The 13,344-nt window shown below is 69.9% G+C and carries 14 protein-coding genes; 10 read left to right on the top strand and 4 right to left on the bottom strand.

Annotation, left to right across the window (positions count from 1 at the left end; all coding sequences use genetic code 11):
• Positions 1-108 precede the first annotated feature (108 nt).
• The gene (gene rdgB, locus ACQ66R_RS12315) at positions 109-708 is read right to left on the bottom strand and encodes an RdgB/HAM1 family non-canonical purine NTP pyrophosphatase (protein WP_430422348.1); all 600 of its coding nucleotides are present in this window, start codon (positions 706-708) and stop codon (positions 109-111) included.
• Positions 709-797: 89 nt separating this feature from the next.
• On the opposite strand from rdgB, the gene ACQ66R_RS12310 reads away from it, so the two are divergent.
• From ACQ66R_RS12310 to ACQ66R_RS12300, 3 genes are all read left to right on the top strand, one after another.
• Positions 798-1,004: a hypothetical protein gene (locus tag ACQ66R_RS12310; RefSeq protein WP_430422346.1), complete on the top strand. Its 207-nt coding sequence runs from the start codon at positions 798-800 to the stop codon at positions 1,002-1,004.
• A gap of 124 nt (positions 1,005-1,128) precedes the next feature.
• Entirely contained in the window at positions 1,129-1,656 is a 528-nt protein-coding gene (locus tag ACQ66R_RS12305; protein ID WP_430422344.1) for a DUF2975 domain-containing protein, read from the top strand.
• Positions 1,657-1,669: 13 nt separating this feature from the next.
• Positions 1,670-1,906, top strand: a complete 237-nt coding sequence (locus tag ACQ66R_RS12300; RefSeq protein ID WP_430422342.1) for a helix-turn-helix domain-containing protein — start codon at positions 1,670-1,672, stop codon at positions 1,904-1,906.
• Between the two features lie 516 nt (positions 1,907-2,422).
• Here ACQ66R_RS12300 and rph read toward each other — a convergent pair.
• Positions 2,423-3,139: a ribonuclease PH gene (rph, locus tag ACQ66R_RS12295; protein WP_430422340.1), complete on the bottom strand. Its 717-nt coding sequence runs from the start codon at positions 3,137-3,139 to the stop codon at positions 2,423-2,425.
• A 150-nt stretch (positions 3,140-3,289) separates the two neighbouring features.
• Between rph and hrcA the strand changes: the two genes are divergently transcribed.
• The 4 genes from hrcA to dnaN all read left to right on the top strand — a co-directional run bounded on the left by hrcA (position 3,290) and on the right by dnaN (position 7,055).
• Positions 3,290-4,315: a heat-inducible transcriptional repressor HrcA gene (hrcA, locus tag ACQ66R_RS12290; protein WP_430422338.1), complete on the top strand. Its 1,026-nt coding sequence runs from the start codon at positions 3,290-3,292 to the stop codon at positions 4,313-4,315.
• Positions 4,316-4,322: 7 nt separating this feature from the next.
• The gene (gene grpE, locus ACQ66R_RS12285) at positions 4,323-4,913 is read left to right on the top strand and encodes a nucleotide exchange factor GrpE (RefSeq protein WP_430422336.1); all 591 of its coding nucleotides are present in this window, start codon (positions 4,323-4,325) and stop codon (positions 4,911-4,913) included.
• A gap of 120 nt (positions 4,914-5,033) precedes the next feature.
• Positions 5,034-5,756 carry a PEPxxWA-CTERM sorting domain-containing protein gene (locus ACQ66R_RS12280; protein ID WP_430422334.1) on the top strand — a complete coding sequence of 241 codons (723 nt, stop codon included), beginning with the start codon at positions 5,034-5,036 and terminating at the stop codon, positions 5,754-5,756.
• 180 nt (positions 5,757-5,936) lie between these two features.
• The gene (gene dnaN, locus ACQ66R_RS12275) at positions 5,937-7,055 is read left to right on the top strand and encodes a DNA polymerase III subunit beta (protein ID WP_430422332.1); all 1,119 of its coding nucleotides are present in this window, start codon (positions 5,937-5,939) and stop codon (positions 7,053-7,055) included.
• Positions 7,056-7,217: 162 nt separating this feature from the next.
• Here dnaN and ACQ66R_RS12270 read toward each other — a convergent pair whose 3' ends face one another.
• Complete coding sequence (locus ACQ66R_RS12270; protein WP_430422331.1) at positions 7,218-7,508, bottom strand: zinc-finger domain-containing protein; 291 nt, start codon at positions 7,506-7,508, stop codon at positions 7,218-7,220.
• A 93-nt stretch (positions 7,509-7,601) separates the two neighbouring features.
• Between ACQ66R_RS12270 and ACQ66R_RS12265 the strand changes: the two genes are divergently transcribed.
• Positions 7,602-8,546 carry an ABC transporter ATP-binding protein gene (locus tag ACQ66R_RS12265; RefSeq protein WP_430422329.1) on the top strand — a complete coding sequence of 315 codons (945 nt, stop codon included), beginning with the start codon at positions 7,602-7,604 and terminating at the stop codon, positions 8,544-8,546.
• A 7-nt stretch (positions 8,547-8,553) separates the two neighbouring features.
• On the opposite strand, the gene ACQ66R_RS12260 is transcribed toward ACQ66R_RS12265, so the two are convergent.
• Positions 8,554-9,108 (bottom strand): N-acetyltransferase family protein, encoded by a 555-nt coding sequence (locus tag ACQ66R_RS12260; RefSeq protein WP_430422327.1) that lies wholly within the window; start codon positions 9,106-9,108, stop codon positions 8,554-8,556.
• A gap of 234 nt (positions 9,109-9,342) precedes the next feature.
• Here ACQ66R_RS12260 and mutS point away from each other — a divergent pair, with 234 nt between their 5' ends.
• The gene (gene mutS / locus ACQ66R_RS12255; protein ID WP_430426287.1) at positions 9,343-12,033 is read left to right on the top strand and encodes a DNA mismatch repair protein MutS; all 2,691 of its coding nucleotides are present in this window, start codon (positions 9,343-9,345) and stop codon (positions 12,031-12,033) included.
• 650 nt (positions 12,034-12,683) lie between these two features.
• Positions 12,684-13,262, top strand: a complete 579-nt coding sequence (locus tag ACQ66R_RS12250) for an HAD-IA family hydrolase (protein WP_430422325.1) — start codon at positions 12,684-12,686, stop codon at positions 13,260-13,262.
• The last annotated feature ends 82 nt before the right edge of the window (positions 13,263-13,344 follow it).

The raw sequence follows: 13,344 nt of genomic DNA, 5'->3' as shown, positions 1-13,344 counted from the left end.
AGGCGGTGGAGGGGGAACGCCCCGCCCACGGAGTCTGATGCGAAGCCCCCTCCACCACGCTGCGCGTGGTCCCCCTCCCCCTACGGGTGAGGAGAGGGCAAGCGGTCATCACAGCAGCGCCGCTTTCAGCTTCACGAAGGCCCGGGCGCGGTGGCTCATGCCGTCCTTCGCGGCCGGCTCCATCTCGCCGAACGTTTGGGTGAAGCCCTCCGGAATGAAGATGGGGTCGTAGCCGAAGCCCTTGTCGCCGCGCGGCGGGAAGGTGAGCACGCCGTCGACCCGGCCCTCGACCACCACGGCCGGGCCGCCCGGCCAGGCCACCGCCAGCGACGAGGTGAACCAGGCGGCGAAGTCCTCGGCGCCCACCTCCTCCAGCCGCTCCTCGACCTTCTTCATGGCCAGGCCGAAGTCCTTCGACGGCCCGGCCCAACGGGCGGAATAGATGCCGGGCGCGCCGTCCAGCGCCTTGACCGACAAGCCGGAGTCGTCGGCCAGCGCGATCAGGCCCGAGGCTTCGGCGGCGGCGCGCGCCTTCAGCAGGGCGTTGCCCTGGAACGTCTGCTCGGTCTCCTCGGGCTCGGGCAGCCCCAGCTCGCCCGCCGCCACCAGCCGGAAACGGCCCTCAAGAATCTCGGCCAGTTCGCGCGCCTTGCCCGGGTTGTGGGTCGCCACGACCAGGCGGGTCCCCGGTTCCAGCTTCAGGCTCATGCGCACGCTCCGTGTCTTCGCGGGCGAAACCTACCGCCGCGCGCGGTTCGCTGCATTGCGAAAGTTTAACATTGTTAATCGATATTCACGTGATCGAGAAACGATGCGGGCGTATTGATAATCACATCGAAGCCCAGCGCTTCACCCACCCCGCTGCCGCAGCGCAGCAAACGAAACGGAGCTACCAAATGTTCGCCAACGCCATGAACGTCCTCGACCGCACCGCGATGAGCTTCATCGTTCTCCTGGCCGCCGCGCCGATCCTGAGCATCGTCGCCCAAGCCGCCTTCCTCTAAGCTCCGAAGCACGAGAGCAATGAGGTTCGTCGAACGATCCGCCCTGGCGCTGGCCCCGGTCTGAACGACCACCAGCCGCCGCGGCGGATCACGACGAAGCCAACAAGGGGGAGCTACCAGAGACATGCGCGCCTTGGGTCCGGGCTCGGTTTCGAGCTTCCTGAAGATCATCCTCGATGTGGTTTTTGCGGCCCTCTGGATCGGCGTCGCCGTCCTCTCCCTGATCACGCTCGCGGCGCTGCTGCTGAGCTTCAATCCCGACCTTCTCACGGGCGTCAAATTCAACGGCGAAGCCGCCGAGCTGCTGGAGCGCGGTCCCGTCCTGACCGCCGGACTCGCAGCCGCGGCGCTCTACCTCGCCGGCATCCTCGTCATCGTGGGCTCGCTGCGCCGCATCTTCACGACGCTGACCGCGGGCGACCCCTTCCATCCCGACAATGTGGCCCGCCTTCGCCTGATCGGCCTGATGCTGGCCGGCCTGGAGCTGGGCCGTTACGCGGTCTGGGCCGTGGGCACGCTGCTGCCCGGCGTCGAGCGCAACCAGCCCAGCATGGGCCTCACCGCCTGGTTCTCCGTCCTTGTGGTCTTCGTGCTCGCGGAAGTGTTCCGCGAAGGCGCCCGCCTGCGCCGCGAAGCCGAGCTTACGATCTAGGGGCCCTCGTCAGATGCCGATCCGCGTTAGCCTCGACCGGGTGCTGCTCGAGCGGCGCATGTCGCTGACCGAGCTGGCGGACCGCGTCGGCGTGACCATCGCCAACCTGTCGATCCTCAAGACCGGCAAGGCCCGCGCCGTCCGCTTCTCGACCCTGTCGGCCCTCTGCCGTGAGCTGGACTGCCAGCCGGGCGACCTTCTGGTCTACGAGCCCGGGCCCGACGACAGCTTCGAAGAGGACGAGGGATAGAATCGCCCTCAACGGGGCGTCAGCCGCCCCCTCTGCATGCTGCGCTGCGGCAGCGTACATGCGGCATTGCAGCGCAGATTTATTCATCGGGCCGGGAAATCCTTGTCATTCCCGAGACGAACCCCTATCTCCGCCTCCAAGTTGCACTGCACAATGGAGGGTTCGATATGATCGCCCTGATCGAAAAGTTCCTGGACGCGATGTTCGCCCCGCTGGCGCGCGAACTCGAGCGCATGCCCCCGCAGGCAATGCGCTTCAACGTGTTCTTCTGAGTTACGCGCCGTAACCGCGGTTCCGCGAAAGCAGGCCGCAGGTTCACGGACGTTCACGGCGCCGACCCCGCGAGGGGCGGCGCCGTTTTCGTTTCTCCCCTCCCCCTCGTGGGGAGGGACAGATCGCCAAAGGCGATCAGGGTGAGGGAGTCGGGGCCAGGGCTCAGAGGGTGGGGAGGATCGACACTCCCTCACCCTGGCCGCTGGCGCGGCCTGTCCCTCCCCATCAAGGGAGGGAGGCGCGCTACGCCCCCGTCGCCGTCCGCTGCATCTCGCACAGCTCGCCGATGCCCTTGCGGGCCAGGGAGAACAGCGCGTCGAACTCGCCCTGGCTGAAGCCGCGCTTCTCGCCGGTGGCCTGGACCTCGACGATATCGCCCTTGCCGGTGAGCACGAAGTTGGCGTCGGCCTCGGCGTTCGAATCCTCCTCGTAGTCGAGATCCAGCACCGGCGTGCCGTTGAAGATCCCGCAGCTCACCGCCGCCACCTGGTCGAGGATCGGGTCGGTGGCGATCACGCCCTCGTCCAGCAGGTACTTCGTCGCCAGCCGCAGGGCGACCCACGCGCCGGTGATCGACGCCGTGCGGGTTCCGCCATCCGCCTGCAGGACGTCGCAGTCGATGGTGATCTGCCGCTCGCCCAGCGCCTTCAGGTCGATGATCGCCCGCATTGAGCGGCCGATGAGGCGCTGGATCTCCTGGGTGCGGCCGCTCTGCTTGCCCGCCGCGGCCTCGCGCCGGCCGCGCGTGTGGGTGGCGCGGGGCAGCATGCCGTACTCGGCGGTGACCCAGCCCTGGCCCTTGCCGCGCAGGAAGCCGGGGACGCCCTCCTCCAGGCTGGCGGTCACCAGCACCTTGGTGTGGCCGGCCGAGATCAGGCACGAGCCCTCGGCATAGCGCGTCACCGCCGTCTCCAGGACGATGGGGCGCAGAAGGTCGGGGGCGCGTTCGGAGGGTCGCATGGGGCTGGCTTTCAGGCGTTGTCTTGGGGGCGCGATCTTGCGCCGCCACGGGCCGCGCTTATCCTAGATCGGGAGTAGACAGTCCATGGGCCAACCCTGCCGCACCCTGTGACACCATCGCCGTTTTCCGTCGGGCCCAGTCTGACCGACATGGACGCCCGTGCCCGCGACATCTTCCGGCGCATCGTCGAGAGCTATCTGGAGACGGGCGAGCCGGTGGGCTCGCGCACCCTGTCGAAGGGGGGCGTCTCGCTGTCGCCGGCCTCGATCCGCAACACCATGCAGGACCTGACGCACCTGGGCCTGCTGGGCGCGCCGCACGTCAGCGCCGGCCGCCGGCCGACCCATGCGGGCCTGCGCCTGTTCGTCGACGGGCTGATGGAGGTGGGCGACGTCGGTGAGGAGGAACGGCGCAACATCGAGGCGCGCCTGCTGGCCCACGGCCGCAACTACGAGGACGCGCTGAACGAGGCCTCGGCGATCCTGTCGGGTCTCGCGGGCGGGGCGGGGGTGGTCGTCACGCCCATGCGCGACGCCGGCGTGACGCACGTGGAGTTCGTGCCGCTCTCGGGCGACCGGACCCTGGCGATCATGGTCTTCGACGACGGCACGGTGGAGAACCGCCTGATCCGCCTGCCCGAAGGCGTGACGCCCTCGGCGCTCACCGAGGCGTCCAACTTCCTGAACGCCCGCCTGCGCGGCAAGACGCTGGCCGAGGCAAAGGCGGACCTCCGCCTCGAGCTCGACCGCGCCCGGCAGGAGCTGGACGTCACCGCCGCCCGGCTGGTCGAGGACGGCCTGGCCGCCTGGGGCGGCGGCGAGGCCGAGGACCGCGCCCTGATCGTCCGCGGCCGCGCCAACCTGCTGGAAGACCGCGACGCGCTGGAAGACCTGGAGCGGGTCCGCTCGCTGTTCGAGGACCTGGAGCAGAAGGAACAGCTGATCCAGCTGCTGGACGGCGTGCGCGACGGCCAGGGGGTGCGCATCTTCATCGGCGCCGAAACGCGACTCTTTTCGCTTTCGGGTTCCGCTGTGATCGCGGCGCCCTATATGACGGGCGCCCAAAAGGTGGTGGGCGCGATCGGCGTGATCGGGCCCGCGCGATTGAACTATGCCAGGATCATCCCGTTGGTGGACTACACCGCCCGGGTGCTTGGCCAGGTGATGAAGAGCTGAAGGTCTGATGTCCGAGGAACTGACGCCTGCCGATCTCGAAGCTGGTGACGACGCCGGCGCCGATGTCGAAGCGATGGCCGCCGAGATCAAGGCGCTGAAGGAGCAGGTGCTCCGCTACGCCGCCGAGGCCGAGAACACCAAGCGCAGAGCCGAGCGCGAGATGAACGACGCGCGCGCCTATGCGATCACCAAGTTCGCCCGCGACCTGCTGGGCGTGGCCGACACCTTCGACCGCGCCCTGGCCGCCGCCCCCGAGGGCGAAGGCGCCGTGAAGAACTTCGTCGTGGGCGTCGAGATGACGTCCAAGGAACTGCAGTCGGCGTTCGACAAGAACGGCCTCAAGAAGATCCTCCCGCCCAAGGGCGAGAAGTTCGATCCCCACAAGCACCAGGCGATGATGGAACAGCCCGCCGGCGACGGCGTGGAGCCGGGCGGCGTCATTCAGACGCTGCAGGCCGGCTACGAACTGCTGGGCCGGCTGGTTCGTCCGGCCATGGTGGTGGTCGCGGCCAAGGGCGCGAGCCCCGCTGCGAAGCCCGACGGCTATCCTGGAGAGTCCGGCGCCGACGCGGGCGGAAGCCTCGATACCCGCGCCTGACGATCAGGCCCCCTTTCGGGGGAGGCCGTCCTTTTCCCCGAACAGTACCTCGCAAGGCGACCCGCCCGCGGGTCGCCTTCGTTGTGCACGGCCGCCGAGCCGTTTTGGGGAACCTCTGTGATGCGTAAGCTTGCAACCGCCATGGCCGCCGCGCTGCTGACCGCGACCGCCGGGTCGGCCGTGGCCGCGACGGCCGTGGTCTATCAGAACGATTTCAACACCTCGAGCATGGGCTCGGGCGTCGTCGCGACGATCACCGGTCCGAGCGGCGCGTTCGACGTGGGCGGCGCCGACTACGGCGGTCTCACCGGCCGGTTCCTGCAGAACGGCTCGACCGATCTGACGATCTTCACCTTGTCGAACCTGCCGGCCCACACGTCCCTGGACGTGGACTTCACCCTGGTCTTCCTGGACTCCTGGGACAGCATCGATGGCGGCCTCGCGCCCGACTATCTGGAGATCTACCTGGACGGCGCGCTGTTCGCGAAGCTCACGGCGAACAACGCTTCGGGCTCGACGAACGACTTCGCCGGGGGCGCCCAGACCCACCTGTCGAACTTCATCTACAGCGGCTGGAACGACCGGGTCGTCGACATGTCCGGCGTGGGCGGGCTGTCCTTCGCCCACACGGCCTCCACCTTCACACTGGGTTTCCGGGCCGGCGGCGCGGGCTGGCAGGGCGGCGCCGACGAAAGCTGGGGCGTCGACAACCTGAAGGTCACCGCCACCCTGCCGATGGCGGGCGGCGTGCCCGAGCCTTCGACGTGGGCGCTGCTGATCCTGGGCTTCGGCGCCGCCGGCGCCATGATGCGGCGTCGTGGAGCGCGCGCAGCCGCGGCCTGATGAACGCTCCGATGTCGCGGTAAAGCGCCTCGCTGGTCCCAGCGGGGCGTTTTGCTGTGAGTAGGGCGGCCATCCTCTTTCCCAGCCTCGCGAAATCGCTAATGTCCGCAGTCCCCTCCCTTCGGGGCGTGCGCGGATCGAGCTGATTCGACCGGGCGCGATTGGTGAGCCGGGACCGAAATGAAGCTGACGATCGAACGCGCCGCACTGCTCCGCGCGCTTGGCCATGTGCAAAGCGCCGTCGAACGCCGCAACACCATCCCGATCCTGTCGAACGTGCTGTTGTCGGCCGACCGCGACCGGCTGACGTTCTCGGCGACCGACCTCGACCTCGAGATCATCGACGAGGCCCTGGCCCAGGTGGACCAGCCCGGCCAGATCACGGCCCCGGCCCATACGCTCTACGAGATCGTCCGCAAGCTGCCCGAGGGCGCGGACGTCAGCCTGTCGTTCACCGGCGAGGATCCGCGTCTGACGGTGGCCGCCGGCCGCTCGCGCTTCAACCTGCCGGTCCTGCCGGCCGGCGACTTCCCGGTGATGTCCTCCGAAGGGTTCTCAGGCTCGGTCGACGTCGACGTGAACGACCTGATCCGCCTGATCGACAAGACCCGCTTCGCCATCTCGGCCGAAGAGACGCGCTACTATTTGAACGGCCTCTACGTGCACACGGTGATCGTCGACGGCAGCCCGCGCCTGCGCGCGGTGGCCACCGACGGCTCGCGGCTGGCCCTGGCCGACATGCCGGCGCCCGAGGGCTCGGCCGGCGCGCCCGGCGTGATCGTGCCCCGCAAGACCATCGGCGAGATGCGCCGCCTGCTGGACGACGCCGGCGAGAACGTCGCCCTGCAGATCAGCGCCCAGAAGGTGCGGCTGGAGATGAACGGCGCCGCCCTGACCTCGAAGGTCATCGACGGCAACTTCCCCGACTACGCGCGCGTCATCCCCAAGGACAACAACCGTACGGTCATGGTCGATGCCAAGCTGTTCGCCCAGGCCGTTGACCGCGTCGCCACCATCTCGGCCGAGAAGAGCCGCAGCGTGCGCATGGCCATCGAGAGCGGCCGCGTCGTCCTGACCGTCCGCAACATGGAAGCCGGCCAGGCGGTGGAAGAGCTCGAGATCGACTACGACGGCGAGCCCTTCGAACTGTCGTTCAACGCCCGCTACCTGCTGGACATCACCGACCAGATCTCGGGTGGCTCGATGGAGCTCCGCTTCGGCGGCCCCAACGACCCGGCCCTGGTCCTCGACCCCAGCGACGCGGACGTCCAGTACATCCTGATGCCGCTCAGAGTCTGATTTTCCCTCCCTTGATGGGGAGGAACAGACCGCGAAGCGGTCAGGGTGAGCGAGTCGCGATCAAGCTCCGACTCCGCACTCTGGCCCACACGTCCTCACCCTGCTCGCCTCCGGCGAGCGGTCCCTCCCCATCAAGGGAGGGAAGGTCGAGCGGCGCAGGCTTCAGTGCCCGCCGGAGCCTTCGTAGACGCCCGGCGCCAGGTGTTCGTCTTCCTTGCCCTCGGACCCGTGCGCCAGCACGAAGCGGCGATCGCAGTAGGGGCATTCGACGAAATCGGCGCCGCCCATCTCCAGGTACACGCGCGGATGGCCCAGCGCGCCGCCGATCCCGTCGCAGGCCACGCGGTGGCTGCGCACCGTGATCACCTCGGGCGGATTCGCATCGGCGATCAGCGCCGGCTTGGCGGGCGCCGGTTCGGGCTTGGACTTCGGAGCAGCGGCTTTGCGGGCCATGGATCGTCACTACCTTGGTGGAGGTCGCTTGGCTCACCGCCAGCGTGGCCCTAGGTATGCGAGCACGGCTCGGCGCGTCAACGACAGGACCCCATGGATCTCCCCGAATTCGCCATCGAGGCCAAGGGCCTGACCAAGACCTACGCCGCCACCAAGACCACGCCCGAGATGAAGGCGTTGCGCGGCATCGATCTGGCCATTCCCCGAGGGTCGATCTTCGGCCTGCTGGGCCCGAACGGCGCGGGGAAGTCGACCTTCATCAACATCCTGTCGGGCCTCTGCCAGAAGACCAGCGGCGAGGTGAAGATCTGGGGCCGCGACATCGACACGCACCCCAGGGACGCCCGCGCCGCCATCGGCGTCGTCCCGCAGGAGATCGCCGCCGACCCCTTCTTCACGCCGAAGGAGTCGCTGGAGGTCGCCGCCGGCATGTACGCGGTGCCGAAATCCGAGCGCCGGTCCGACGAGCTGCTGAACGCTCTGGGCCTGGGCGACAAGGCCAACGCCTACGTCCGCCAGCTGTCGGGCGGCATGAAGCGCCGCCTGATGGTGGCCAAGGCCATGGTCCACAATCCGCCCGTCCTGATCCTCGACGAGCCCACCGCCGGGGTCGACGTCGAGCTGCGCAAGCAGCTGTGGAACTACGTGCTGGAGCTGAACCGCAAGGGCGTGACCATCGTGCTCACCACCCACTACCTGGAAGAGGCGCAGGAGCTCTGCGACCAGATCGCCATCGTCAACCGCGGCCAGGTGGTGGCCTGCGAGCCCACCACCACGCTGCTGCGCCGGATGGACATGCGCCATGTGCTGGTCACCCCGGAAGAGCCGGTGACCGAGGCCCCCGCGCTGCCCGGCTTCGAAACCAAGCTCATCAAGGCCGGCGGCTTCTCGGTCAGCTACCGCACCGGCCAGTCCAGCGTCGAACAGGTGCTGGCCGCGATCCGCGCCGCGGGCCTGCACATCAAGGACATCTCGACCGAGGACCCCGACCTCGAGGACGTGTTCGTCAGCCTCACCTACGCGGCGGAACAGGCGTAGCCGGACCTCAGGGCGGGTCGGAAAGCGTCCGGATATCCGGCCAGCGATAGGCCACCTCGTGCAGCATGCCGCCGGCGGGTCCGGGCTCCAGTCTGACGGGTTCGGCCTCGCCGCCCAGGTGTTCGTAGAACCGCCGGGCCGGCGCGTTGTCGCGCAGCACCGAGATCACCAGCGACCTGGCGCCATGCTCGGCCAGCGCCCGGGCCGCATCCCGCAACAGGCGCCCGCCCAGACCGCGGCCCTGCGCGGCGCGAACCAGGTACAGCGTGGCGATCTCGGCCTCGCCCGGCACGCCCCGGCGCGACGGCCCGCCCTGAGCATAGCCCACGATGCCCCAGCGGTCGGCCGCCGCCAGGGTGACGTCGTCCGGGCCCGGCCGCAGCAGCTGCTGGCCGAAACGGCGGGCGTGGGCGGTTTCCGACATCCGGGCCAGGTAGGCGTCCGGGAGCAGGCCCCGGTAGGTCTCGCGCCAGGATGTGACGTGAACAAGCGCCAGCGCCTCGGCGTCCGCCGGGCCGGCGGGGAAGACCACGAAACGCGAATCAACGCTGCCGTAAGCCATCTATCCACAGCTTGGGCCTCGCACGGCGCGGTTCAAGGGGGTGCGGGACTCGGTGGCGTCCTCTAGCCTCGTGGCGCGAGCAGCGCCCCCTCCACCACTTCGTGGTCCCCCTCCCCCATTGGCATGGGGGAGGAACTTGTCGCTCCAGTTCCTCACCCGCTTGCGGGGGAGGGGGACCACGAAGTGGTGGAGGGGGCGCTGACCCTGTCGAATCGAATGACACTCAACAGCCCGATGAACGCCCAGGTCTCCGCCCCCACGCCCGACGCCGCCGGCGCCACGCCGGTGATGGCCCAGTACTTCGAGGCCAAGGCGCGCCAGCCCGACGCGCTGGTGTTCTTCCGCATGGGCGACTTCTACGAGCTGTTCTTCGAGGATGCGCAGAAGGCCGCCGCCACCCTCGGCATCACGCTGACCGCGCGCGGCCAGCACGGCGGCGCGCCGATCCCCATGGCCGGCGTCCCCGCGCATGCCATGGAGGCCTACCTCGCCAAGCTGATCCGGGCGGGCTTCAAGGTGGCCGTCTGCGACCAGCTGGAAGACGCGGCCGAGGCGAAGAAGCGCGGCCACAAGGCGGTGGTCCGCCGCGACGTCACCCGCGTGGTGACGCCCGGCACGCTCACCGAGGACGGCCTGCTGGACGCCCGCGGCGCCAACCGCCTGGCCGCCGTGTCGGTTCGCGCGGGCGGCGCGGCGGTGGCCAGCGTCGAGCTCTCCACCGGCGAGGTCGAGTGCCTGTCGGTGACGGTGGCGGGGCTGGCCTCGACCCTGGCGGCGCTGGGGCCGTCCGAGGTGCTGGTCCCCGACCGCCTGTTCGCCGACGAGGCGGTCAGCGCGGCGCTGAAACAGGCCGGCGGCTTCATCCAGCCGATGCCAAGCGCGCTGGCCGAGCCGGGCGCGTCAGAGACCCGGCTGAAGCGGCTCTACGGCGTCGACACCCTGGACGGCTTCGGACCGCTGTCGGGCGCCGAGATCTCGGCCCTGGGCCTGATCGCCGCCCACCTGGAGACCACCCAGGCCGGGAAGCTTCCGGCCCTGTCCGCGCCTCGCAGAGCGGGCGAGAGCGACGTCATGGTCATCGATCCGGCGACGCGGGCCAGCCTCGAGATCGAGAAGGCCACGTCGGGGACGCGCGACGGCTCGCTGCTGGCCGCCATCGACCGCACCGTCACCGCCCCCGGCGCGAGGATGCTGGCGGCGCGACTGGCGCGACCCCTGCTGGACCCCGCCGCCATCGACGTGCGCCTGGACGCGGTCGCCTGGTTCGTCGGCCACCGCGCTCAGCGCCAGAAGCTGCGCGAGACCCTGAAGGGCCTGCCCGACATGGCGCGCGGTTTGTCGCGCCTGGCCCTGGGCCGGGGCGGGCCGCGCGACCTGGGCGCCCTGCGCGACGGGCTGACCGCCGGCGGCGCCGTCTGCCGCCTGTTCACCGAGCTGCGCGACCCGCTGGTGACCCTGCCGACGGAGACCGCCCAGGCGCTGTCGGCGCTGCACCTGGAGAATGTCCCCGAGCTCGCCAACTTCCTGGAACTGATGATCGACGGCCTGGGCCCAGACCTGCCGGCTCTGGCCCGCGACGGCGGCTTCGTGGCCCCGGGCGTGCGGCCCGAACTGGACCAGGCCCGCGCCCTGCGCGACGACAGCCGCCGCGTCATTGCCGCCCTGGAGGCCCAGCTGGTCGCCGACAGCGGCGTGACGCTCAAGGTCCGCCACAACGCCGTGCTGGGCTATTTCGTCGAAGCCACGGCCAAGGCCGCCGAGCCGCTGCTCAAGCCCCCGCTGAACGCTGCCTTCATCCACCGCCAGACCATGGCGAACCAGATCCGCTTCACCACGGTGGAGCTGGCCGAGCTGGACGCCAGGATCGCCCAGGCCGCCGAGCGGGCGCTGGCCATCGAACTCGACACCTTCGAGGCCTGGCGCGAGGCCGCCACCCGGGTGGCGTCGCTGATCCAGGCCGCCGCCCACGCCGCCGCGACCCTGGACGTGGCCGCGGCCCTCGCCGAATGGGCCGATGACGTGGGCGCGACCCGCCCGATCCTCGACCGCTCCACCGCCTTCGAGGCCGAGGCCGCCCGCCACCCGGTGGTCGAGAACGCGGTGCGCCGCGCCGGCGACGCCTTCACGCCCAACGACTGCCGCCTGGACGGCGCGGGCGTCGGGGGCCCGCGCCTCAGCCTCGTCACCGGCCCGAACATGGCCGGCAAGTCGACCTTCCTGCGCCAGAACGCGCTGCTCGCCGTTCTCGCCCAGTCCGGCTGCTTCGTCCCCGCGAAACGCCTGCGCCTGGGCGTCGTCGACCGCCTGTTCAGCCGTGTCGGCGCCGGCGACGACCTGGCCCGCGGCCGCTCCACCTTCATGATGGAGATGGTCGAGACCGCCGCGATCCTCAGCCAGGCGACCCCGCGCAGCCTGGTGATCCTGGACGAGATCGGCCGCGGCACCGCCACCTACGACGGCCTCGCCATCGCCTGGGCCTGCGCCGAGGCCCTGCACGAGACCAACCGCTGCCGCGCGCTGTTCGCCACCCACTACCATGAGCTCGCGGTCCTCGAGGGCCGCCTGCCCTACGTCTCCAACCTCAGCCTGAAGGCCAAGGAGTGGAACGGCGAGCTGATCTTCCTGCACGAGGCCGGCCCCGGCCCCGCCGACCGCAGCTACGGCGTCCAGGTGGCCAAGCTGGCGGGCGTACCGATGCCGGTGGTGGCGCGCGCGAAACAGGTGCTGGAGCGCCTGGAAAAGGAATCCGCCGGCCCCGCCAACCTCGACGACCTCCCCCTCTTCGCCGCCGTCGCCGAGCCGGAAGCCAAGTTCGGCCCCAGCAAGGTCGAGGAGGCCCTGCAGGTCCTCGACGTCGACGGCATGAGCCCCCGCGAGGCGATGGACGCGCTGTACCGGCTCAAGGGGTTGATGGGCGGGGCGTAGGGCTGGGTTGGGCCGGGAAGGCCCGCTTTCACCCCGCAGGCGACCTCCTGCAGGTCCGCAGTTGGGGCTTGTGCGGTGGTGGGTCCTCAGTAGGGTCGGTCTGTGCCAGTCGCAAAACTGCCCGCGCCACCGAAGGAACCCGCGCCCCTCCCGCCGGGCGAAGCCGATTACATCCGTCGATGCGTGCACAGGTACTACGGCGACAACGCGGTTGTCAGGAACTACGGCCCCGACCCACGACGCCTGGAGCTGCATGTGGAAACTGACGCCGAACCGGGGCTGGAACGCCACGAGTGCCTCGGCCTGCTCATGTGCGAAATCAACCGTGACTACATCGGCCTAGAGGTGACCAGGCGCGGAAGCCGGATCAGGGGGAACGCCAAGATCGCGTATCGCCAAGGGCAAGTTCTCTAGGTCTGCTTCCCAAACCTAGTAGACCTTCAGGCGACCTTGCGCGGCCAGACCGAGCCATACATCTCATGGCCGCCAGTCTGCCTGCCTCTCAAAGTCACTCAAGGACGGCCCCGCCGGGGCCGCCGCGCCGCGGCCGGCCGGAGGCCGGTCCTTGACTGACTTTGAGAGGCAGGCTCGCATCTCCCCATGAGATCCATGGACACCCATCACCTGACGGTGCTCGCTTGAAGGCCTTCATGGTCGACGTCGACGGCGTGGTGGTCATCCCCCGCCCCGGCGGCTGGGCCATCGACATGGAGCGCGACCTCGGCCTGTCCGTCGCCACCCTCCAGGCCCGCTTCTTCGCCCCGCACTGGGACGATGTTGTGACGGGCCGCGCCGCCCTGCATGACCGCCTGGGCCCGGTCCTGGCAGAGATCGCCCCGCATCTGACCAGCCAGGCCCTCACGGACTACTGGTTCGCCAAGGACGCCCAGCTCGACGACACGCTGCTGGCCGACCTCGCCGCCCTTCGCGCCACGGGCGTCCAGCTCCACCTCGCCACCGTCCAGGAGCACCAGCGCGCCGCCTATCTCTGGGACACCCTGCGCCTGCGCGACCGGTTCGACGCCATCCACTATTCGGCCGACGTGGGATGCGGAAAGCCCGACCCGGCGTTCTTCGCCGCCGCCCGGGCCCGCACCGGCTTCCGCGCCGCCGACCTCGTCCTCATCGACGACAAGCCGTCCAACGTCGAGGCCGCCCGCGCCGCCGGCTGGGGCGGCGTGCTGTGGGACGGGACACAGACGTTGGCCGACGTGCTCTCCCTCCCTTGATGGGGAGGGACAGGCCGCGCCAGCGGCCAGGGTGAGGGTGTGTCGATCCTCACCGACGCGTCACAGGGCCCGCCCGGCCACT

This window comes from Phenylobacterium sp. (assembly GCF_965284355.1).
Classification (GTDB): Bacteria; Pseudomonadota; Alphaproteobacteria; order Caulobacterales; family Caulobacteraceae; genus Phenylobacterium.
Note: the sequence above shows the minus strand (reverse complement) of the source record. Positions and strands in the feature narration are given on the sequence as shown.